The organism is Piezobacter thermophilus (assembly GCF_055386745.1).
Genome location: NZ_AP042380.1, coordinates 1,934,077 through 1,954,634 on the forward strand (window position 1 = coordinate 1,934,077; position 20,558 = coordinate 1,954,634).

The 20,558-nt window shown below is 66.9% G+C and carries 18 protein-coding genes; 9 read left to right on the top strand and 9 right to left on the bottom strand.

What is annotated here, in order from left to right; translation table 11 throughout:
• Positions 1-2 precede the first annotated feature (2 nt).
• The 4 genes from fdh3B (at position 3) to ACZ5CM_RS09455 (ending at position 3,752) form a co-directional block, all read left to right on the top strand.
• On the top strand, positions 3-596 hold the full coding sequence (fdh3B, locus tag ACZ5CM_RS09440) for a formate dehydrogenase FDH3 subunit beta (protein WP_464637973.1): 594 nt from the start codon (positions 3-5) through the stop codon (positions 594-596).
• An 89-nt stretch (positions 597-685) separates the two neighbouring features.
• Entirely contained in the window at positions 686-1,840 is a 1,155-nt protein-coding gene (locus tag ACZ5CM_RS09445; protein WP_464637975.1) for a formate dehydrogenase subunit gamma, read from the top strand.
• Positions 1,837-2,478, top strand: a complete 642-nt coding sequence (locus ACZ5CM_RS09450) for a hypothetical protein (protein WP_464637977.1) — start codon at positions 1,837-1,839, stop codon at positions 2,476-2,478. The genes ACZ5CM_RS09445 and ACZ5CM_RS09450 overlap by 4 nt, the downstream gene beginning before the upstream one ends.
• A complete protein-coding gene (locus ACZ5CM_RS09455) occupies positions 2,475-3,752 on the top strand; it encodes a (Fe-S)-binding protein (RefSeq protein WP_464637979.1) in 1,278 nt (425 codons plus the stop codon). Before ACZ5CM_RS09450 ends, ACZ5CM_RS09455 begins: the two co-directional genes overlap by 4 nt.
• Positions 3,753-3,890: 138 nt before the next feature.
• On the opposite strand, the gene ribD is transcribed toward ACZ5CM_RS09455, so the two are convergent.
• Together ribD and nrdR are read right to left on the bottom strand one after the other, a co-directional pair.
• Positions 3,891-4,961 carry a bifunctional diaminohydroxyphosphoribosylaminopyrimidine deaminase/5-amino-6-(5-phosphoribosylamino)uracil reductase RibD gene (gene ribD / locus ACZ5CM_RS09460; protein WP_464642559.1) on the bottom strand — a complete coding sequence of 357 codons (1,071 nt, stop codon included), beginning with the start codon at positions 4,959-4,961 and terminating at the stop codon, positions 3,891-3,893.
• A 23-nt stretch (positions 4,962-4,984) separates the two neighbouring features.
• Positions 4,985-5,452, bottom strand: coding sequence for a transcriptional regulator NrdR (gene nrdR / locus ACZ5CM_RS09465; RefSeq protein ID WP_464637981.1), 468 nt, complete (start codon positions 5,450-5,452; stop codon positions 4,985-4,987).
• A 231-nt stretch (positions 5,453-5,683) separates the two neighbouring features.
• Here nrdR and ACZ5CM_RS09470 point away from each other — a divergent pair, with 231 nt between their 5' ends.
• Positions 5,684-7,018 (top strand): Nramp family divalent metal transporter, encoded by a 1,335-nt coding sequence (locus ACZ5CM_RS09470; protein WP_464637983.1) that lies wholly within the window; start codon positions 5,684-5,686, stop codon positions 7,016-7,018.
• A 17-nt stretch (positions 7,019-7,035) separates the two neighbouring features.
• Here the strand turns inward: ACZ5CM_RS09470 and ubiV are convergent, their stop codons facing one another.
• The 4 genes from ubiV to ACZ5CM_RS09490 form a co-directional block, all read right to left on the bottom strand.
• Complete coding sequence (gene ubiV, locus ACZ5CM_RS09475) at positions 7,036-7,947, bottom strand: ubiquinone anaerobic biosynthesis protein UbiV (RefSeq protein ID WP_464637985.1); 912 nt, start codon at positions 7,945-7,947, stop codon at positions 7,036-7,038.
• A 101-nt stretch (positions 7,948-8,048) separates the two neighbouring features.
• On the bottom strand, positions 8,049-9,047 hold the full coding sequence (ubiU, locus tag ACZ5CM_RS09480; RefSeq protein WP_464637987.1) for a ubiquinone anaerobic biosynthesis protein UbiU: 999 nt from the start codon (positions 9,045-9,047) through the stop codon (positions 8,049-8,051).
• Complete coding sequence (gene ubiT, locus ACZ5CM_RS09485) at positions 9,044-9,562, bottom strand: ubiquinone anaerobic biosynthesis accessory factor UbiT (protein WP_464637989.1); 519 nt, start codon at positions 9,560-9,562, stop codon at positions 9,044-9,046. Before ubiT ends, ubiU begins: the two co-directional genes overlap by 4 nt.
• An 87-nt stretch (positions 9,563-9,649) precedes the next feature.
• Positions 9,650-10,066, bottom strand: coding sequence for a secondary thiamine-phosphate synthase enzyme YjbQ (locus ACZ5CM_RS09490; protein ID WP_464642561.1), 417 nt, complete (start codon positions 10,064-10,066; stop codon positions 9,650-9,652).
• Between the two features lie 103 nt (positions 10,067-10,169).
• Here ACZ5CM_RS09490 and dnaG point away from each other — a divergent pair, with 103 nt between their 5' ends.
• From dnaG to ACZ5CM_RS09510, 4 genes are all read left to right on the top strand, one after another.
• A complete protein-coding gene (dnaG, locus tag ACZ5CM_RS09495) occupies positions 10,170-12,170 on the top strand; it encodes a DNA primase (protein WP_464637991.1) in 2,001 nt (666 codons plus the stop codon).
• Between the two features lie 101 nt (positions 12,171-12,271).
• Entirely contained in the window at positions 12,272-14,257 is a 1,986-nt protein-coding gene (gene rpoD, locus ACZ5CM_RS09500; protein WP_464637993.1) for an RNA polymerase sigma factor RpoD, read from the top strand.
• A 74-nt stretch (positions 14,258-14,331) separates the two neighbouring features.
• A complete protein-coding gene (locus tag ACZ5CM_RS09505) occupies positions 14,332-14,718 on the top strand; it encodes a hypothetical protein (RefSeq protein WP_464637995.1) in 387 nt (128 codons plus the stop codon).
• The gene (locus ACZ5CM_RS09510) at positions 14,715-15,119 is read left to right on the top strand and encodes a hypothetical protein (protein WP_464637997.1); all 405 of its coding nucleotides are present in this window, start codon (positions 14,715-14,717) and stop codon (positions 15,117-15,119) included. Before ACZ5CM_RS09505 ends, ACZ5CM_RS09510 begins: the two co-directional genes overlap by 4 nt.
• A 245-nt stretch (positions 15,120-15,364) precedes the next feature.
• Here the strand turns inward: ACZ5CM_RS09510 and recG are convergent, their stop codons facing one another.
• From recG to ctrA, 3 genes are all read right to left on the bottom strand, one after another.
• The gene (gene recG / locus ACZ5CM_RS09515) at positions 15,365-17,455 is read right to left on the bottom strand and encodes an ATP-dependent DNA helicase RecG (protein WP_464637999.1); all 2,091 of its coding nucleotides are present in this window, start codon (positions 17,453-17,455) and stop codon (positions 15,365-15,367) included.
• Positions 17,452-19,719 (bottom strand): NAD-dependent DNA ligase LigA, encoded by a 2,268-nt coding sequence (gene ligA / locus ACZ5CM_RS09520; RefSeq protein ID WP_464638001.1) that lies wholly within the window; start codon positions 19,717-19,719, stop codon positions 17,452-17,454. Before ligA ends, recG begins: the two co-directional genes overlap by 4 nt.
• Positions 19,720-19,827: 108 nt before the next feature.
• On the bottom strand, positions 19,828-20,544 hold the full coding sequence (ctrA, locus tag ACZ5CM_RS09525) for a response regulator transcription factor CtrA (RefSeq protein WP_464638002.1): 717 nt from the start codon (positions 20,542-20,544) through the stop codon (positions 19,828-19,830).
• Positions 20,545-20,558 lie beyond the last annotated feature (14 nt).

The following is a 20,558-nucleotide window of genomic DNA, read 5'->3' on the forward strand; positions in this document are numbered from 1 at the left end:
ACATGGCTAGAGTGAAGTTCCTCGTGGATTCCGAACGCTGCATCGAGTGCAACGCCTGCGTCACCGCCTGCAAGAACGAGAACGGCGTGCCCTGGGGCATCAACCGCCGCCGGGTGGTGACCATCAATGACGGCACGCCGGGCGAGCGCTCGATCTCGGTCGCCTGCATGCACTGTTCGGATGCGCCCTGCATGGCGGTCTGCCCGGTGGACGTGTTCTATCAGACCGAGGAGGGCATCGTGCTGCACTCCAAGGATCTGTGCATCGGCTGCGGCTACTGCTTCTACGCCTGCCCCTTCGGCGCGCCGCAGTTCCCGCAGGCCGGCAACTTCGGCTCCCGCGGCAAGATGGACAAGTGCACCTTCTGCGCCGGCGGCCCCGAGGAGGACGGCAGCCAGGCCGAGTACCAGAAATACGGCCGCAACCGCATCGCCGAGGGCAAGCTGCCCATCTGCGCGGAAATGTGCGCAACCAAGGCCCTGCTCGCCGGCGACGGTGACGTCGTCTCCGCCGTATACCGCGAACGCATCGTCTCCCGCGGCTTCGGCTCCGGCGCATGGGGATGGGGAACCGCATACGGACAAAAGGGCGGGTGAAGACCCGCCTTGCCCGCGACATGAGAAAATGGCGGGCCGCGCTTCGTCGTGGCCCGCGCAACGAAGCCTGAAAACGAAGGGCAGACGGAATGACCCGTCCCGACATTCATCGACCGCTGCGGCTGGTGCTGGCGGCGCTGGTGGTGGTCATCGGTCATCTCTTCATCCCCGCACCGGCAACGGCCCAGGGGGCTGCCACGGTCGAAACCGGCTCGCCCGGAGCGCAGTCCCTGGAAGACATCCTGCGCCGGCAGGAGATGAAAAGGCGGGGGCTGGAACTTCTGCCATTGCGCAAACCCCTGCCCCCGCCCGCAACCGCCCTGCCCGGCCCGCTGCGCACGCTGGGGCCGCAATCGGACCCGGATGTCTGGCGCGCGGTGAAGGCGGGCGAACGGGCGCGCCCCTCCTCCTCTACCGCCAGCGGACAATTGATGCAGGTTCTGGGCGAGGAATGGCGGATGATCCGTCGCCAGTACATCCTGCCCTGGTCGTGGCGGATCCTGGCCGGTGTGGTGATCCTGATCGCCCTGTTCCGCCTGATCCGCGGCCGCATCCCGATCCGGGCCGGCCGGTCGGGGAGGATGATTCCCCGCTTTTCGCTGTCGCATCGGGTCGCGCACTGGTTTCTGGCCTCGGTCTTCATCCTGATGATGATTTCGGGGCTGATCATCATGCTGGGCCGGCCGCTGCTGCTGCCGGTGGCGGGGCGCGAGGTGGTCTCGGCCCTGGCCAGCGCCTCGTTGCAGGGGCACAACCTGTTCGGCCCGATCTTCATCCTGGCGCTGCTGATCGTCACCATCCGGTTCATGCGCGGCAATTTCTTCCAGTGGGCCGATCTGCAATGGATCCTGAAGGGCGGCGGGCTGCTGGGAGGGCACGCCAGTTCGCATCATTACAATTTCGGCGAAAAGACGTGGTACTGGACGGTCGTTCTGGTCGGCCTGGTCATGAGCGCGACGGGGCTGCTGCTGCTGTTTCCCTGGGTGACCGACAACCTGCTGTTTCACCAGCTCGCCACCATCGCCCATGCCGTCGGCGCCGTCATCCTGATCGCCTTTGCCCTCGGGCACGCCTATATCGGCTCGATCGGGATGGAGGGATCGATCGACTCGATGCTGCGTGGCGAGGTGGACGAGAACTGGGCCCGGGAGCACCACGATCTGTGGTACGAGGAGGTCACGGGAAAGAAGGCGGACCTCCACGGCACGACGGATGACACAGCGCAGGCGGAGGAAACGGCATGAGCATTCTCGAATTCCTCGAAGGGCCGATGTTCTATGCAGCCTTTGCCATCTTTGCACTGGGCGCGGCCTGGCGGGTGGCAGGGATCGTCCGGCTGGGGCGCAAGGCGGATCTGGCCCCGCCGAAGGGGTCGGGCGTGGCCGGATGGTTCAAGGGCAACCTGCGCCATTTCGTCCCGCGCGGCCTGTTTGCCGAACGCACATGGATGCATCTCGTGGCCGGCTACAGCTTTCACCTGGGGCTGTTCGTCCTGTTCTTCTTCGGCGCCCCGCATGTCGCGTTCATCGAACGCTTCACCGGGCTGAACTGGACCGCACTGCCGCGCTGGGGTTTCATCATCGCCGCCGAATTCGCCTTTGCCGGCCTGATCGTGCTGTGGGTGCGGCGGTTTTCCGATCCGGTCATGCGACAGATTTCCGACCGCGACGATCATGTCGGAAGCTGGCTGACCTTCCTAGTGATGCTGAGCGGAATCATGGCCATGGAGCAGGCCCATGACGGGCTGCGGGCGCTTCACATGGGACTGGTCAACATCTGGCTGATCTACTTCCCGTTCTCGCGCCTGATGCATGCCTTCACCTTCGCGCTGGCGCGCGGCGCGACCGGCGCCAGCTATGGCCGAAAGGGGATGATCCCATGAGCAATACCGCCCTCACCACCCTGCTGGACCAGGTGGATGCGGACATCGCCGCCTATCTCGAAGCCTGCGTGCATTGCGGTGAATGTGCCGAAGCCTGCCATTTCTACCTTGCGACGAAAGAGCCCAAATACACCCCGACCTACAAGCTGTTTCCCCTGGTCCGCGCCTACAAGCGGCACAAGGCGCCGCTGCGCGGGATCAAGGGAATGCTGGGACTGCTGCCGCCGGAAGTGACCGAGGACGACCTGCGCGAATGGGAGGATCTGGTCTATGACAGCTGCACCATGTGCGGGCGCTGCACGCTGGTCTGCCCCATGGGCATCGACATTGCCGGAACCATCCGCAAGATGCGCGAGGCTTGGGCCGCCACCGACATCCTGCCCGACGGGCTGAAAGAGGCCCGCCGGCATGTGGAGGAGACCGGCAGCCCCATGGGGGTGACGGCAAAGGCGCTTCTGGCGCAGATTGCGCATCAGGAAAAGGAGGCCGGCGTCACCATTCCCGTCGATGTGGAGGGGGCCGAATACATGGCCCTTCTGTCCTCGATGGAGATCATGGGATATCCCGAAGTCATGGTGGCCTATGCGCGCATCTTCAGCCGCGCGGGCATCAGCTGGACGATCTCGACCGAGGCTTACGAGGCCACCAATATCGGGGTTCAGATCGGGTCGGGGCCGCTGGCGCGGAAACTGGTGCAGAAGATCGTGGACGCGGCCGAGAAGCTGGGCGTGAAGCATGTGATCAGCCCCGAATGCGGCCACGCCTACGGGGCGCTGCGCTGGGCCGGTCCGAACCTGATCGGCAGGCCCTATTCCTTCGAAGTGGTGCATATCATCGAACTGCTCGACCGCTTGCGCAGCCAGCGCCGCCTGCCGCCCGGCAAGGCGGACGGGCGCCGGATCACGCTGCACGATCCCTGCCAGATCGTGCGACGCGGCGGCCTCTTGCGCGAACCGAGGCGGCTGCTGTCCGATTCATGTGCCGATTTCGTCGAGATGAAGGGCGCCGGCATTGCCAACCTGTGCTGTGGCGGGGGCGGAGGCGTCTCGGCCAACCCCCGCGCCAGGGATCTGCAGACCGCCGCATTCGGCGAAAAGATGAAACAACTCGACGAAATCGGCGGTGTGGAAGCGGTGGTCGTGCCCTGCGCCAACTGCCGCGGCGTGTTCGAGGACGGCCTGTTCGAATATGACTCCGATATCGAGGTCATCGGGCTGAGCGAGCTGGTCGCCGAAACCATGGCCGAAGACGCGGCGGGCAGGAAAGGCGGCTGAACACCGCCCAAGCGTATCTCGCCCATGCGCGGATCGGCCATGTCCGGGCAAGTTGTGCGCCCCGGTCCGAAAGAATGAAATTAATCGCGACGTGCTCGCGGGGCGTAGTCGTTGCCTCCGCGGAGGGCGGCCCGTGGCTCAGCCGCGGGACCAGATCTGCAGGCTGTCGTCTCCGATCCGGCGCAGCTCGCGCAGGTGGAAACGCGGCGCCTGCTCCAGCCGGTCCAGCCCCAGCGCCCCGATCGCCGGCAGCCCTTCGGCCCCGATGGCAAGCCCCGCCGTGAAAACGGCCAGCTCGTCTACCAGATCGGCCGCCAGGAGCGATGCCGCCAGCGCGCTGCCGCCTTCGCACAGAACCCGCGTCAGCCCCGCCTCTGCGAGCCGGTGCAACATGTCGGCGGCATCAAGCTGGCCGGCATGGACCGCGCAGGGGATGAGCCGCGCGCCCAGCCCCTCCCAGGCCCTGACGCGCTCGGCATCGGCGGTATCTGCGTGACACAGCCACAGCGGCACCTCGGCCGCGCTGCGGGCCAGCCGGCCCAGAAGCGGAAGATCGAGATGCCGCGAGGCCACAACCCGCACCGGCTGGCGGGCGATGCCGAGATCGCGAACGGTTAGCGACGGATCGTCGGCCCGCGCCGTGCCCGCCCCCACCATCACCGCATCATGGCGGGCGCGCATCATGTGAACCACCCGCCGCGCCTGTGCCCCGGTGATCCACTTGCTCTGCCCCGTCGCCGTGGCGATACGACCGTCGAAACTGGCGGCCAGTTTCAGCGTCACCAGCGGCCGGCCCTGCTCGGTCCGAAGAAAGAACCCGGCATGATCGCGGGCGGCCTCGTCCGCAAGGACGCCGGTCGTCACTGCAACCTCGTGCCGGCGCAGTCTCTCGAACCCCTGTCCCGACACCCGCGGGTCGCGGTCCGCGAAAGGCGCCACCACGCGTGCGATGCCCGCCCGGATCAGCGCATCGGCACAGGGTGGCGTCTGCCCGTGATGGGCGCAGGGTTCGAGCGTGACATAGGCCGTCGCCCCCCTTGCCGCCGTCCCCGCCTGCTCCAGCGCGACGGTTTCCGCGTGCGGGCGGCCTCCGGGCCGGGTCCAGCCGCGCCCGACCACACGGCCTTCGCGCACGATCACGCAGCCCACCGCCGGGTTGGGCCAGGTATTGCCCATCCCGCGCCGGCCCAGCGCCAGCGCCAGCGCCATGAAGCGGGCGTCGGCGGCGGCGCTCACTCTTCGGCTTGCTTGTGGGGCCGCAATTCGTGGACGAAGCTTTCGAAATCGTCCGCGGCCTGGAAGTTCTTGTAGACGGAGGCAAAACGCACATAGGCCACGGTGTCGATCCGGGCCAGCGCCTCCATCACGATCTCGCCGATCCGGCTTGATGGGATATCGGTTTCGCCCATGCTTTCCAGCCGCCGCACGATGCCCGAGATCATCTGGTCGATGCGCTCGGGCTCAATGGGACGCTTCTGCATGGAGATGCGGATCGAGCGCTCCAGCTTGTCGCGGTCGAAATCCTCGCGCCGGCCGTTCGACTTGATGACCACGAGGTCGCGCAGCTGCACCCGTTCATAGGTGGTGAAGCGTCCGCCGCAGGCCGGGCAGAACCGTCGGCGCCGGATCGCGACGTGATCCTCGGCCGGCCGCGAGTCCTTCACCTGAGTGTCGATATTGCCGCAAAACGGGCAGCGCATGGGCCTATCCCCTTGTTGGTTTCCGCCTCCGATTGTGGGCGCTGCGGCCCACTTGTCCACAACTATATGGGAGCCGCCAGGTTTTGGGTAGAGGCGATTTTCAACCCCCAGATAGGCGATCCTGGCCCCGTCATCTTCGCGCGTCACTTTTCCTCTTGCCATCGCGTCAGGGGGTGGTTAGCTAGGGTTCGGCAAAATTGCGAATAATTCTCATTTGCGAAAAGATACCCGATGACTGCACCAAATGGGTGGCGCCACGAAAAGACCGGCCTGTCGCTGTCGGAATCCCACGCCAGCGTGCCGACGCGCGGCGGCCGCCTGACGCGGCGGCTGATGGCCTTTCTGGGGCCGGGCTACCTGGTGGCGGTGGGCTACATGGATCCGGGCAACTGGGCGACCTCGCTGGCAGGCGGTTCGGCCTTCGGCTACACGCTGCTGTCGGTCGTGCTGGTATCGAATTTCATGGCCATCCTGCTGCAGGCGCTCAGCCTGCGGCTGGGTATTGCCGCGGGGCGCGACCTGGCTCAGGCCTGCCGCGATGCCTTTCCGCGCCCGGTCGGCTTCGTGCTGTGGATCCTGGCCGAAGCAGCCATCGTCGCCACCGATCTGGCCGAGGTGATCGGCACCGCCATCGGCCTCAACCTGCTGTTCGGCATTCCGCTGCAGATCGGGGTGGTGCTGACGGCGCTGGACGTGTTCCTGATCCTGTGGCTCCAGGGGCGGGGCTTTCGCCTGCTGGAGGCGGTGGTGATCGCGCTGACGCTGCTGATCTTCGCCTGTTTCGCCATCGTCATGGCCTATGCCCAGCCGGTGCTGGGCGATGTGCTGCGCGGCTTCATCCCGCAGACCGACATCGTGCGCTCGCCCGACATGCTGTATCTGGCGCTGGGCATTCTGGGGGCCACGGTGATGCCGCACAACCTGTATCTGCACAGCGCCGTGATCCAGACCCGCGCCACCGGCCCCGGCCGCGCCGACAAGCTGGACGCGATCCGGCTGGGGACGATCGACAGCACCATCGCGCTGATGTTCGCGCTACTCGTCAACGCCTCGATCCTGATCCTGGCGGCCGCCACCTTCAACATCTCCGGGCGCACCGACGTGGCCGAAATCCAGCAGGCGCACGAACTGCTGGGCCCGGCGCTGGGCACGGCGCTGGCGCCGGTGCTGTTCGCCGTGGCGCTGCTGTTCTCGGGGCTCAACTCGACCGTGACTGCCACGCTTGCCGGGCAGATCGTGATGGAAGGGTTCATCAATTTCCGCATGAGTCCGTGGAAGCGGCGGCTGATTACCCGCGGGCTGGCGATCCTGCCGGCCGCGGCGGTGACCATGCTGTTCGGCGAAAGCGGCACCGCGCGGCTGCTGGTGCTCAGCCAGGTCGTGCTCAGCCTGCAGCTGCCCTTCGCCATGATTCCGCTGGTGATGTTCACCGCCGACAGCGTCAAGATGAACGGGCTGCCCGCGCCGCGATGGCTGACGGTTGCCTGCTGGGTCATCACCCTGGTCGTGGTGACACTGAACCTGAAGCTGATCCTTGACGTGGCGATGGGATCGGTGACGATCTGATCACCCCTGCCGTCGCGTCACGAGGCCCTGCGCGGCTGCCAGCGGTGCCCCTCGCGGCCGTGCCAGAAGCCGTTGGAAAACGGCGCCGGCAGGTTCATCTCGTCCAGCCGCGCCCGGGCCTCGGCCCCGTCGATCTGCCCGTTGATGCGGTCGGCGAAGACATGCGCCACCGCCACCATGTCGATATCCTGCGGCATCAGCCGGAAATGCCCCACCCCCATTGCCGCCATGTCGTCGATCTCCTCGACAAGGCAGACATAGGATTGCGACAGCGTCTGGATTCCGTTCACCACCAGGAAGGGCTGCCCGGTCACCGTGGTCAGAGGCATCCCGTCGGGGTTCTCCTCGCAGACGAACTGGCAGTTGTCCTTGGTCCGTCGATGGGCGCGGGCGTGGTAGCAACGCGCCGAAACAGCCAGCGAGGCCCGTCCGAACACCTGCACTTCAACGCCCACGCCCTGGTCGCGCGCCCCGGCGGCCATTCCCCCGACGACCGAACGCGGCACTTCGACCGGCAAGGTCACATGTGTTGCCCCCTTGCCTGATAACCATTTCAGCGTAGCCTCGTTATAGACATTCATCAATGGGCCAAGCCGGTGTTTTTTCCCGTCAATATGGAAAAGACCGGCGGCATTGTTGATTTCGATCTCGTGATCCGCGATCTCGCAGAAATCGCGCATCATGTTGCGTTCGCGCCGGATCACCGCCTCGGACAGCGACGACAGGACCACCTGCTTGCCGCCGCGTTCCAGCCGGTCGATCACCTCGGGCAGGTGCGGCTCGAAAAACGGCGTCCGCTTGGAGCAGATTACCTCGCCCAGATAGACCGTGTCCACGGGTGCCTCATCCGCGATCCGGGCGTAGAAGTCGCGCTTGGCGTCTGCATCCCAGTGATAGAGGACCGGCCCCAGTGTGAGTTTTCCGCTCATCTTGCCCCCGTTTCGTCGTTCTTCGCGCCGCGCCTTGCACGCCTTTTGCTGCCGCATGTCCGGGACGCGCGAAACCGGTGCCCACTTTCACGCGACATGCTCTATCGCCATTTCTTCGACCCGAAGGCGCCCACGGTCTGTTTCTGTCCCTCGGTCAGCGCCACCAGATCGGCCAGTTCCGGCGCCTCGCCGGCAAGAACCTGGTCCACCGCCTTGCGGAAATTGCCCACCACCTGCCGCACATAGGCGCGCGAGCGCTGCCGGCCCTCGATCTTGAAGGCCTCGACGCCGGCCTCGATCAGCTGCGGCAGCAGTTCCGCAAGGTTGAGGCTGACCGGTTCTTCGAAGGCATAATAGGCGTCATCGCGCGCCGGGACGTGATAGCGCCCCTTGCAGATGGTCGGATAGCCGGCCTGCTCGTCGGGGCCGAAGCGGTCGATGGTGAAGTCCCCCAGCCGCGTGGCCACGCAGCCGTCGGGCTCCTTGTCGTAATGGACCTGCGCGGCCGGAGAGCACACCCCGTCCATGTTGGTGGACAGCCCGGTGACATAGTTGGTCAGGCTGCAGCGCCCCTCGACCATCAGGCCGTGATTGCCGAAGATGAAGGTTTCGATCTCGCAGGGGATCTCGGCCTTGACCTCGCGAATCTCGGCCACGGTCAGGATGCGGGGCAGAACCACGCGTTTGACGCCGAATTCGCGCACGTAATAGCGGATCGCCTCGGGGCTGGAGGCGGCGGCCTGCACCGACAGGTGCAGACGCAGATCGGGGTGACGTTCGGCCACATATGCAGCCACGCCGATATCGGCCACGATCACCGCGTCCACGCCGAGGCGCGCGCCGGTGTCCACTGCCTCCCGCCACAGGTCGAACCGCCCGGCGGTGGGAAAGCTGTTCACGGCCAGCAGCACCTTGGCGCCCCTGGCATGGGCATACTGGACGCCCTGCGCCAGTTCTTCCGGGGTGAAGTTCAGCCCCGGGAAGTTGCGCGCGTTGGTGGCGTTCTGGAACCCGCAATAGACCGCATCCGCCCCCGAATCGACGGCGGTTCTCAGGGCGGCTGGGGTTCCGGCGGGGCAGACGAGCTCGGGACGCATCATCGGCTCCTGCCCCGCCGGTTCCCTGCCCGGCGCAGGGCGGCCAGAATGGCCCGCCCCGGCGCACCGAACAACCCCGCCACGTCCTCGGCGATCGACCCCTCCACATCGTCCAGCGCATTGCGCAGGCAGACGACCGCCTCGGTGTTGCCGGTGATCTCCAGCTCGCGGGAAAAGAACAGCGCATCGCCGTCTTCGGCACCGTCCACCAGCCCCAGAAGGTCGAAGAACCGCCCCCTGATGCGGGCGTCCGAATCGGGCTCGCTCCGGCGCGAGACGGCCCGGAAGACCAGGTTTTCGGGGTCCGGCACCAGCAGCAGGACAAAGGGCAGCTCTGCCGCATCGATCACGAAGCGCGCATGGCGATGCGGCCCCAGCCGGTCGAACAGGTTGGGGTGGAGCTGCGCGACGCGGCGCACGACGCGGCGCAGGATCGGTTGCAGAAGGAACAGTGGCGGCGGCGGCAGGAACCGCCCGGCCCCCACCGCACCGGATTTGGCATGTGCGAGTCCAGTCATGGGCGGGGCGATAGCATGTGCCCGCGCCGGGCGAATTGACGATAGTCAAGAAAGTGGCGCCTGCCCTCGCGGCAGGCGAAGGCGCGCCTATGCCAGATGCGCCGCCACGCGTCGGCGATGCGGCCGGTCGCGGTGTTCGAACAGATAGACGCCCTGCCACGTCCCCAGCACCGGCGCCCCGCCTGCCACCGGAATCGACAGGCTCACCGGCAGCATCGCCGCCTTGATATGGGCCGGCATGTCGTCGGGGCCCTCCAGGGTGTGGCGCAGCCAGGACATCGACGGGTCATCCCCCGGCGGCACAAGGCGGCGAAAGAATTCGTCCAGATCGGCCTGGACCGACGGATCAGCATTTTCCTGGATCAGCAGCGAACAGGAGGTATGCCTCACGAACAGGGTCACAAGCCCCTCGCGGATGCCGCTCCCGCCGATCCAGCGGCGCAGCTCGCGGGTAAACTCGTACAGCCCCGCGCCGCGGGTCGCGATCTCGAACTCGGTCTGCATGGCCCGACCCTGCCCCAGCGGCCCCGGCAGGGCAAGCCCCGCCACCGGACGGCCGCCGGAGAGCCGCTGGACATGGGCCGACAATGGGCGGATATTGTGGGCCATGTCCCTCCCGCATGGATTCCTCGACGAACTCCGCAGCCGCACCAGCCTGGCGCAGGTGGTGGGGCGCAAGGTCACGTGGGACATGCGCAAGTCGAACCAGGGCAAGGGCGACATGTGGGCCCCCTGCCCCTTCCACCAGGAAAAGACCGCCAGCTTCCACGTGGACGACCGCAAGGGCTATTTCTACTGCTTCGGCTGCCAGGCCAAGGGCGACGCCATCTCCTTCGTGCAGGAAACCGAGAATGTCGGCTTCATGGAGGCGGTGGAAATCCTTGCCCGCGAGGCCGGCATGACCATGCCCGCCCGCGATCCGAAGGCGCAGGAGAAATCCGACCGCCGCGCGCAGCTGATCGAGGTGATGGAGCGCGCGGTGCGGTTCTTCCGCCTGCAGCTCAAGACCGCGGCCGGGGCGCGGGCGCGCGACTACCTGGCCGGGCGCGGCCTGTCGGATGCGGCGCTGGAGCGGTGGGAGATCGGCCTTGCCCCGCCCGGCTGGCAGAACCTGCGCGACCACCTCAAGGCCCAAGGCACAAGCGACGAACTGATGCTGGCCGCCGGGCTGGTGCGGCCCTCTGCGAAAGGGCGCGATCCCTACGACACCTTCCGCAACCGGATCATGTTCCCGATTCGCGACCCGCGCGGGCGCGCCATCGCCTTCGGCGGGCGGGCGCTGGATCCGGGCGAGGACGCCAAGTATCTCAACTCGCCCGATACCGCGCTTTTCGACAAGGGCCGGGTGCTGTTCAACCACGGCCCCGCCCGGGCGGCGGCCGGCAGGGGGCAGCCGCTGATCGTGGCCGAAGGCTACATGGACGTGATCGCGCTGGTCGAGGCCGGGTTCGAGGCGGCGGTGGCGCCGCTGGGCACGGCGATCACCGAACCCCAGCTGCGGATGCTGTGGCGGATCGCGCCGGAACCGATCATCGCGCTGGACGGCGATACAGCCGGCCTGAAGGCGGCGATGCGGGTGATGGATCTGGCCCTGCCGCTGCTGGAGGCGCCCAACGCGCTGCGCTTCGCGCTGATGCCCGAGGGCAAGGATCCCGACGACCTGCTCCGCGCCGAAGGGGCGGCGGCGATGCGGAAGGTGCTCGACTCCTCGATCCCGATGGTACAGCTGCTGTGGCGGCGCGAAACCGAAGGGCGGGTGTTCGACAGCCCCGAGCGCAAGGCGGCGCTGGACAAGGCCCTGCGCGAAAGGATCAGGCTGATCCACGACCCGTCGATCCGCAGTCATTACGGCTCCGAAATCAAGGAGTTGCGCTGGCAGCTCTTTCGCGCCGGTCGGGGCAGCAAGACCGGTGGTGGCAAAGCCGGTGGCGGATGGGCCGGTGGTGGCGGGCGGGCCGGATCGCGCCCGGGCCAGGCCGGCCCGGCTCCGCGCCCCACGCCGGGGGCGAAATCCTCGATCCTGGTGGCCGCGGGCGAGGCGGCGGAAATCCGTCTGCACGAGGCGGTCATCCTGGCCACGGTCCTGACCACCCCCGTAGTGCTGGCCGAATTCCTGCACGGGCTGGAAACGATGGTCTGTACCGACCCGGCCCATGAAAGGCTGCGCGAGCTGATCCTGCGCCATGCCGACCTGCCCCCCCGCGATCTGCCCGGAAAGGTCCGGGAGGCCGCCGGGGCCGAAGTCGAAAGCCTTTTCGCCATACGTCACGTGTCCATCTGCCCGGCCATCCGCCGCCCCGGGGACGAGGAAACCGCGCGCCTCACCCTGGCCGAGGAACTGGCCAAGCTCGAGGCCCGGCGCGGGCTGGAGGCCGAGATCAGCGAGGCGGCAGAGGATCTTGCCGGGCTCGCCGACGAGGCGGTGACCTGGCGGCTGGGCCAGGCGGCCGAGGCCCGCAACCGTGCTCTGCGCAGCCAGACCGAGGACAGGACCGAATACGACACTGGCGACAACGGCGCCCGCATCAGCCGCGCCGAGCGCAGCGCCTTTGACGACCTTCTGGAGCGTATCAGCTTTTCCAAGCGGCGCGGGCGGGACTTTTCGTAGGGAAGCGCCGGAAAAAACCTTGTAAACCGCTGGCCGAATCACCAGATCACGCTATTGATTCGGGCACGCCGAATCATCCCGATCCGAATCAGGAGCAGCGCATGGCCGCCAAGGACACCGACGACCGGAAGAACGACGATCAGGACGCCGAAATCTCGCTGGACATGAGCCAGGCCGCGGTCAAGAAGATGATCGCCGAGGCGCGCGAGAAGGGCTTTATCACCTACGATCAGCTCAACCAGGTCCTGCCTCCCGATCAGGTCAGTTCCGAACAGATCGAGGACGTCATGTCCCTGCTGTCGGAAATGGGCATCAACATCATCGAGGATGAAGAGGCCGAGGAGGAAGAGCAGAAGGGCTCGACCGAAATCGTCTCGACCAAGGACGCGCGCGAGGTCACGGTCGCCTCTCAGCAGACCGAGAAGCTTGACCGCACCGACGATCCGGTGCGCATGTATCTGCGCGAGATGGGCAGCGTCGAGCTGCTCAGTCGCGAGGGCGAGATCGCCATCGCCAAGCGGATCGAGGCCGGCCGCAACACCATGATCTCCGGGCTGTGCGAAAGCCCGCTGACCTTCCAGGCCATTTCCATCTGGCATGACGAACTTCTCAGCGAAGACATCCTGCTGCGCGACGTGATCGACCTCGAGGCCACCTTCGGCAGCCAGATGGGCGAAGATGGCGAGGTCGAGGCCCCGATCGTCGAACCCGGCGCCGTGGCGTCGAAGAAGAAGACCGAGAAGTCCGGCCCCGAACTGGACGCCGACGGCAACCCGATCGTGTCGGATGATGACGACGACGAGGAAGACCAGGCCAACATGTCGCTGGCAGCGATGGAAGCGGCGCTGAAGGACCAGGCGCTGGCGGCGCTGGAGCGGATCTCCTCCGACTATGCCAAGCTGTCCCAGATGCAGGACAGCCGCATCTCGGCCACGCTGAACGAGGACGGCACCTTCTCGGAAAAGGACGAGGCCACCTACCAGGCCCTGCGCGCCGAGATCGTCGAGCTGGTCAACGGGCTGCATCTGCACAACAACCGCATCGAGGCGCTGATCGACCAGCTTTACGGCATCAACCGCCGGATCATGTCCATCGACAGCCAGATGGTGAAGCTGGCCGACCAGGCCCGCATCAACCGCCGCGAATTCATCGACGCCTATCGCGGGCGCGAACTGGATCCAAACTGGCTCGAGGACATGGCGAAAAAGCCCGGGCGCGGCTGGAAGATGTTCATCGAGCGCTTCTCGGACAAGGCCGAGGAGCTGCGCGCCGAGATGGCGCAGGTGGGCCAGTATGTGGGGCTGGACATCAGCGAATTCCGCCGCATCGTCAACCAGGTCCAGAAGGGCGAGAAGGAGGCCCGCCAGGCCAAGAAGGAGATGGTCGAGGCCAACCTGCGTCTGGTGATCTCGATCGCCAAGAAATACACCAATCGCGGCCTGCAGTTCCTCGACCTGATCCAGGAGGGCAACATCGGCCTGATGAAGGCGGTGGACAAGTTCGAATACCGCCGCGGCTACAAGTTCTCGACCTACGCCACCTGGTGGATCCGCCAGGCGATCACCCGCTCGATCGCCGATCAGGCGCGCACCATCCGCATCCCCGTGCACATGATCGAGACGATCAACAAGCTGGTGCGCACCTCGCGTCAGATGCTGCACGAGATCGGCCGCGAGCCCACCCCCGAAGAGCTGGCCGAGAAGCTCCAGATGCCGCTGGAGAAGGTGCGCAAGGTGATGAAGATCGCCAAGGAACCGATCTCCCTCGAAACCCCCATCGGGGACGAGGAGGACAGCCAGCTCGGCGATTTCATCGAGGACAAGAACGCCGTCCTGCCGCTCGATTCGGCGATTCAGGAGAACCTCAAGGAAACCACCACCCGGGTTCTGGCCAGCCTCACCCCGCGCGAAGAGCGGGTGCTGCGCATGCGTTTCGGCATCGGCATGAACACCGATCACACGCTGGAAGAGGTCGGCCAGCAGTTCTCGGTCACCCGCGAGCGCATCCGCCAGATCGAGGCCAAGGCGCTGCGCAAGCTGAAACACCCGAGCCGCTCGCGCAAGCTGCGCTCGTTCCTCGATCAGTAGTCGCCGCAGTGCTTGCCGGGCCGTGATTTCGAGGCGGCGCCCAACGGGCGCCGTTCTTTCCAATCGGCCGGCACATGAATGACAACCCCGTGATTTCCCCCTGTTCGGATCGGAAGAATGGTTCTAGGTTGCAAGGGATGAAGCGGACCCTGTCATTGCTGATGGCACTTGCCGTTGCTGCCGCGGCCATGCCCACAGATGCGGGAGCCTTCACCACCCGCCACGACGCAAGGGTGAACCCGCTCAGCGACGCGGTGTTCGAGGTGGTTCCAAGCAACGGCTCGGGCACCGACATCTGGTGCGCGGCCGGGGATTACGCCCAGCGCGGCCTCGGCGGGCGTGCAGCCCGCGCCGTCGTTTTTGCTCAACGGGTTCAAGGTGGGCGACAGCATGGCCGTCCAGCAGGCATTCGGATACTGCCTGGGTACGATGCGCTTTTTCTGAACCGGGGTTCCCGATGACACGGCTGTCCCTCACCGCCCTCGTGGCACTGACCCTGGCCCTGCCGGCACCGGCGCAGGCCTTCCGGGCCCTCAACCGCAGCGAGGTCGTGCCCCTGGGCGACGGTCTCTTCGAGGTCATCAACAGTTTCGGATCACGCACGCAGGACTACTGGTGCGGCGCCGGAGATTTCGCGATCCGCGCGCTGCGTGCCCCGCCCACGCAGCGAATCTACATCCGGGCACCCCGGGGCCCAAGCAAGTCGCGCCCGGGCAGGAAGGCCGTCACCTTCTCGCTGAAAGAGCCGCCCGGAGGCGCAGCACCGAAAAGCTATTCCCTCTCGGTCACGATCATGGGCGAAAACATCCCCGCATCCATGGCCCGGAACTACTGCTACGACCGGATGAAACCGCTGTTCTAGAACATGCGGCACCCTTCCCATCCCCTCCACCTGCCGAATCGACACCCGCCTCTCCGCCCCCCCCTCTCCCTTCCCGACACCCTTTTTCTGGCCAGAAAATATCCCGGGGGTGAGGCCCGCAGGGCCGAGGGGGCAGAGCCCCCTTCACCCCCCACCCTCACCGACCGAATCTCCCCTTGCGCGGCACGTTTCACCCCCGCACGAATGATGCGGAAGATCCGCACCACATGGCATGCGATGGCCCGCTACCCCACCGAGATGAGGCCGATCGCCTCGTCCTGACGCATGAGCCACAGCAGCACCCACGCCGCCCGCCCCCGTTCGCCGGCAAGCGCCGGGTCAGCGGCCAGGAGCGCCCGGGCATCGCTCTGGGCGGTGGCCATCAGCCTGGCCTGACGCTCCAGATCGGCGACCTGGAATTTCGGCAGGCCCGACTGCGCCGTTCCAATCAGATCTCCGGCGCCGCGCATTTCCAGATCGACCTCGGCGATGCGGAAGCCATCCTCGGTCTCGCGCAGAACCTCCAGCCGGCGCCGCCCGGCGGCGGTCAGCGGCGGCTGGTAGAGCAGCAGGCAGGTCGATTCGGCCCGCCCCCGCCCGACCCGCCCGCGCAGCTGATGCAGCTGGGCAAGGCCGAAGGTCTCGGCCCGCTCGATCACCATGATCGAGGCATTGGGCACGTCAACGCCCACCTCGATCACCGTGGTGGCCACCAGAACCTGCGTCCGCCCCTCCTGAAAGGCAGCCATGGCGGCGTCCTTCTCCTCGGGCGGCATCTGCCCGTGAACCAGCCCCACCACACCCTCGCCCAGCGCCGCGCGCAGGTGCCGGAAACGCTCTTCCGCCGCAGTCAGATCGCGGCTTTCCGATTCTTCCACCAGCGGGCAGACCCAGTAGCATTGCCGCCCCTCGGCGACGGCGCGGCGCAGATGCTCCACCACCTCCTCCATGCGGGCGGCGCTGACGATGGCTGTCTTTACCGGCTTGCGGCCAGGGGGCTTCTCGTCCAGCACCGACACATCCATGTCGCCATAGCGCGCCAGCGCCAGCGAGCGCGGAATCGGCGTCGCCGTCATCACCAGCAGATCCGCCGCCACACCCTTTTCGGCCAGTTCCTTGCGCTGGCGCACGCCGAAGCGGTGCTGTTCGTCCACGATCGCAAGACGAAGGTCGCGAAATTCCACGTCATCCTGAAAAACCGCATGGGTGCCGACGAGGATCTGGATCTCCCCCGCCCGCAGCGCGGCCAGCTTGGCCTTGCGTTCGGCCCCCTTGTCGCGGCCGGTGAGGATTTCCAGCACCACCTCGGCCCGTTCAGCCAGCGGTCGCAGGGCCTGGAAGTGCTGGCGGGCGAGGATCTCGGTGGGGGCCATCATCACCCCCTGTCCGCCCGCCTCGACCGCCACCAGAAGCGCCATGAAGGCCACCAGCGTCTTGCCCGAACCCACATCGCCCTGCAGCAGACGGTTCATCCGCTCGGGCGCGGCCATGTCGGCGGCAATCTCCTCCATCGCGCGCAGCTGCGCCCCGGTAAGCCGCCAGGGCAGCGAATCGAGCACCTTGCGCTGCAGCCGGCCGGTGCCGATGCTGCGGATGCCGCGCGCCTTGCGCTCGCGCGCGCGGGCAAGCGCCAGGGTCAGCTGATGGGCGAACAGCTCGTCATAGGCCAGCCGCGCCCGCGCCGGCGCCGTGGGCGCCACATCCTCCGGCCCGCGCGGGGCATGGGCGATGCGCAACGCCTCGGCCCAGCCGGGCCAGCCCTTGCGCGCCACAAGCGCCGGGTCGATCCATTCCGCTAGATCGGGCAGCCGCGCCAGCGCATCCTGCATGGCCCGATACATCACCTTCTGCCCGACCCCCTGGGTGAGGTGATAGACCGGCTCGAATTCCGGGATCGAGGCCGCCTCTTTGACCGGCAGCACATGGTCGGGGTGGACCATCTGCACCATGCCGTCGAAAAGCTCCAGCTTGCCCGAGACAACCCGGCGGGCGCCCTCGGGCAGCAGCCGCGACAGATAATCCGCCCGTGCATGGAAGAAAACCAGGTCGAATCCGGCCTGCGCATCCTCGACGTGAACGCGCCAGGCCCCGCCCCGGCTGCGCGGTGGGCGGTGGGCGCGCACCGTCACCTCGACCGTCAGCGTGCAGGGCAGCTCGGCCCCGCGGATGGTTTCGCGCCGACGCCGGTCCACCACCGAATAGGGCAGCGAAAGCAGCAGGTCGCGCGGTGCCTCGATGCCGGCCCGGGACAGCAGGCGCGCCGTCCTGGGACCGATGCCGGAGAGCGTCTCCAGCCCCGCGAACAGCGGAAAAAGCTGTTCGGGCCGGCCGCTCATGATTCGCCGATCAAGGCCAGCCAGGCGTCTTCGTCGATCGTCTCGATGCCCAGCTCGCGCGCCTTCTTCGCCTTCGACCCGGCGCCGGGGCCGGCCACCACCAGATCGGTCCTGCGGCTGACCGACCCGGCCACCCTGGCGCCCAGCGCCTCGGCGCGGGCCTTGGCCTCGGCCCGGGTCATCCGCTCCAGCGTGCCGGTGAACACGATCGTCTTTCCTGCGACGGGGCTGGCCGAGGAATCGGGTCGGCGCGCCTCTTCTACCTCGAGCAGAGCCACCAGCCGGTCGATCGAAGCCCGTTCATGCGCCTGCGCAAAGGCCGTGACCAGGGAATTGGCCATCACCTCGCCCACCCCGTCGATGTTCAGCAGCTCGGCCCAGTCGGCGCCGTCGCGGTCGGCCGCCGCCGTCACCGCGCGCTCGAACGCCTGCCATGTGCCGTAATGGCGGGCCAGCAGGTTCGAGGCGGCCTCGCCCACATGGCGGATGCCCAGCGCGAAGATCAGCCGGCCCAGCGGAATGCGGCGGCGCGCCTCGATCGCGGCAAAAAGATTGGCGGCGGATTTCTCGCCCCAGCCCGGCTGTTCGGCCAGCGGCGTGCGGCTGCGCGCCTCATAGCGCCGGGCGGCCTCGGCCTCGTCGAAATCCTCCATCTCCAGCACCGCGCTCATGCGGGCGCGGGCGGCCTCGGGATCGCCTCCGGCCAGTTGCGCCAGCACCCGGTCGATCCCGATCAGCGCCTTTTTCCCGGCCGCATCGCGCCCCCGCAGGGTGAAGATGTCGGCCGGCTCGCGAATCCAGCCGAGAAGATAGAACTGCTCCACCTGACGGCTGCCCAGACCCTCGATGTCGAAGGCCGGGCGCGAGACGAAATGCTTGAGCTTCTCGACCGCCTGGGCCGGGCAGATGATGCCGCCGGTGCAGCGGCGCACCGAATCCCCCGCCTCGCGGATCGCCTCGGACCCGCATTCGGGGCAGCGCCTGGGAAAGACGTAGGGAACGGCCCAGTCGGGGCGGCGGGAAAGATCCACATCGGCCACCTTCGGGATCACGTCGCCGGCGCGATAGACCTTCACCCAGTCGCCGACACGAATATCCTTGCCGTCGCGGATCGGGTTGCCGGCGGCATCGCGCCCGGCGATGTAATCCTCGTTGTGAAGCGTGGCGTTGGAGACCACCACCCCGCCCACCGTGACCGGGGCCAGCCGCGCTACCGGGCTGAGCGCGCCGGTGCGGCCCACCTGGATGTCGATCGCCTCGAGCCGCGTCCAAGCGGTTTCGGCGGGGAACTTGTGGGCAATCGCCCAGCGCGGCGTCGTCGAGCGGAAGCCGAGACGGTCCTGAAGGCGCAGGTCGTTGACCTTGTAGACCACCCCGTCGATATCATAATCCAGCGTCGCGCGCTGGGCTTCGATCCGGCGGTAATGGGCCAGCATCTCGTCCACCCCGTCGCACAACCGGGTCAGAGGGTTGACAGGAAAACCCAGAGCCTCAAGCCGCGAAAGCGCCTGCATCTGGGTTTTCCCCAGCGGCTCGGACAGCTCGCCCCAGGCATAGGCGAAGAACCGCAACGGGCGCGCGCGCGTTACCTCCGGGTCGAGCTGCCGCATGGATCCGGCGGCGGCATTGCGCGGGTTGGCAAAAAGCGGCAGCTGCCGACGCTTCTGCCGCGCCCTTTGGCGATTTTCCGCGCGGATGCGGTCGTTCAGAGCAGCAAAATCGGCCCGCCCCATATAGACCTCGCCGCGCACCTCCAACACCCGAGGCGCCCCGTCCAGGGTCCGGGGAATGTCGCCGATGGTGCGGGCGTTGGCGGTGACATCCTCGCCCACCTCGCCATCGCCGCGCGTGGCCGCGCTGATCAACCGCCCACCCTCGTAGCGCAGCGACAGCGACAGCCCGTCGATCTTGGGTTCGGCGGTGTATTCCAGGGGCGAATCCGCCGACAGCCCCAGATACTTGCGGATACCGGCATCGAATTCCGCCACGTCCTCGTCGGAAAAGGCATTGGCCAGAGACATCATGCGCACCGCGTGCCGCAGTTTGGCAAAGCCTTCCGCCGGGCGGGCGCCGACCTGCTCGGTCGGGCTGTCGGGGCGTTTCAGATCGGGAAAGCGCGCCTCGATCGCCGCGTTGCGCCGCTTGAGCGCATCATATTCCGCATCCGACATGAACGGCGAATCGGCCTGATAATAGGCCGCATTGGCGCGCGACAGCAGCGCCGCCAGACGTGCCAGCTCGGCCCGGGCCTGGTCCCGCGTCATCGATTCGACTTCGATCCCGTCCGTCAACGTCCCGCCCTGCAGATGATCCCCGCACGTGATAGGACGTGTCCCGGAACAGGTCCAGCCGTCAACCCCGATCGCCGGGCCTCAGGCCCCCATAGCCAGCTTGCGCGGAGCGGTTTCCTCGGGCTGCGGATCGCGCAGGACATAGCCGCGGCCCCAAACGGTCTCGATGTGGTTCTCGCCACCGGTCGCCTTGCTCAGCTTCTTGCGCAGCTTGCAGATGAAGACGTCGATGATCTTCAGCTCCGGCTCATCCATACCGCCGTAGAGATGGTTGAGGAACATCTCCTTGGTCAGCGTCGTGCCCTTGCGCAGACTCAGCAGTTCCAGCATCTGGTATTCCTTGCCGGTCAGGTGCACCGGCTGGCCGTCCACCTCGACCGTCTTGGTGTCAAGATTGACCGCGATTCGCCCGGTGCGGATGATAGATTGAGAATGTCCCTTCGAGCGGCGGATGATGGCATGGATACGTGCCACCAGCTCCTCGCGGTGAAAGGGCTTGGTCAGGTAGTCGTCGGCGCCGAAGCCGAAACCCTTGATCTTGCTTTCGGTGTCGTCGGCGCCCGAGAGAATCAGGATCGGCGTGTCCACCCGGGCCATGCGCAGCTGGCGCAGAACCTCGTGCCCGCTCATGTCCGGCAGGTTCAGATCCAGCAGGATCAGATCGTAATCATAGAGCTTGGCGAGATCGATACCCTCCTCGCCCAGATCGGTGGCATAGACGTTGAGATTCGCATGGGTCAGCATCATCTCGACGCTTTTCGACGTTGTGGGATCATCCTCGACCAGCAGGACGCGCATGGGCCTTCTACTCC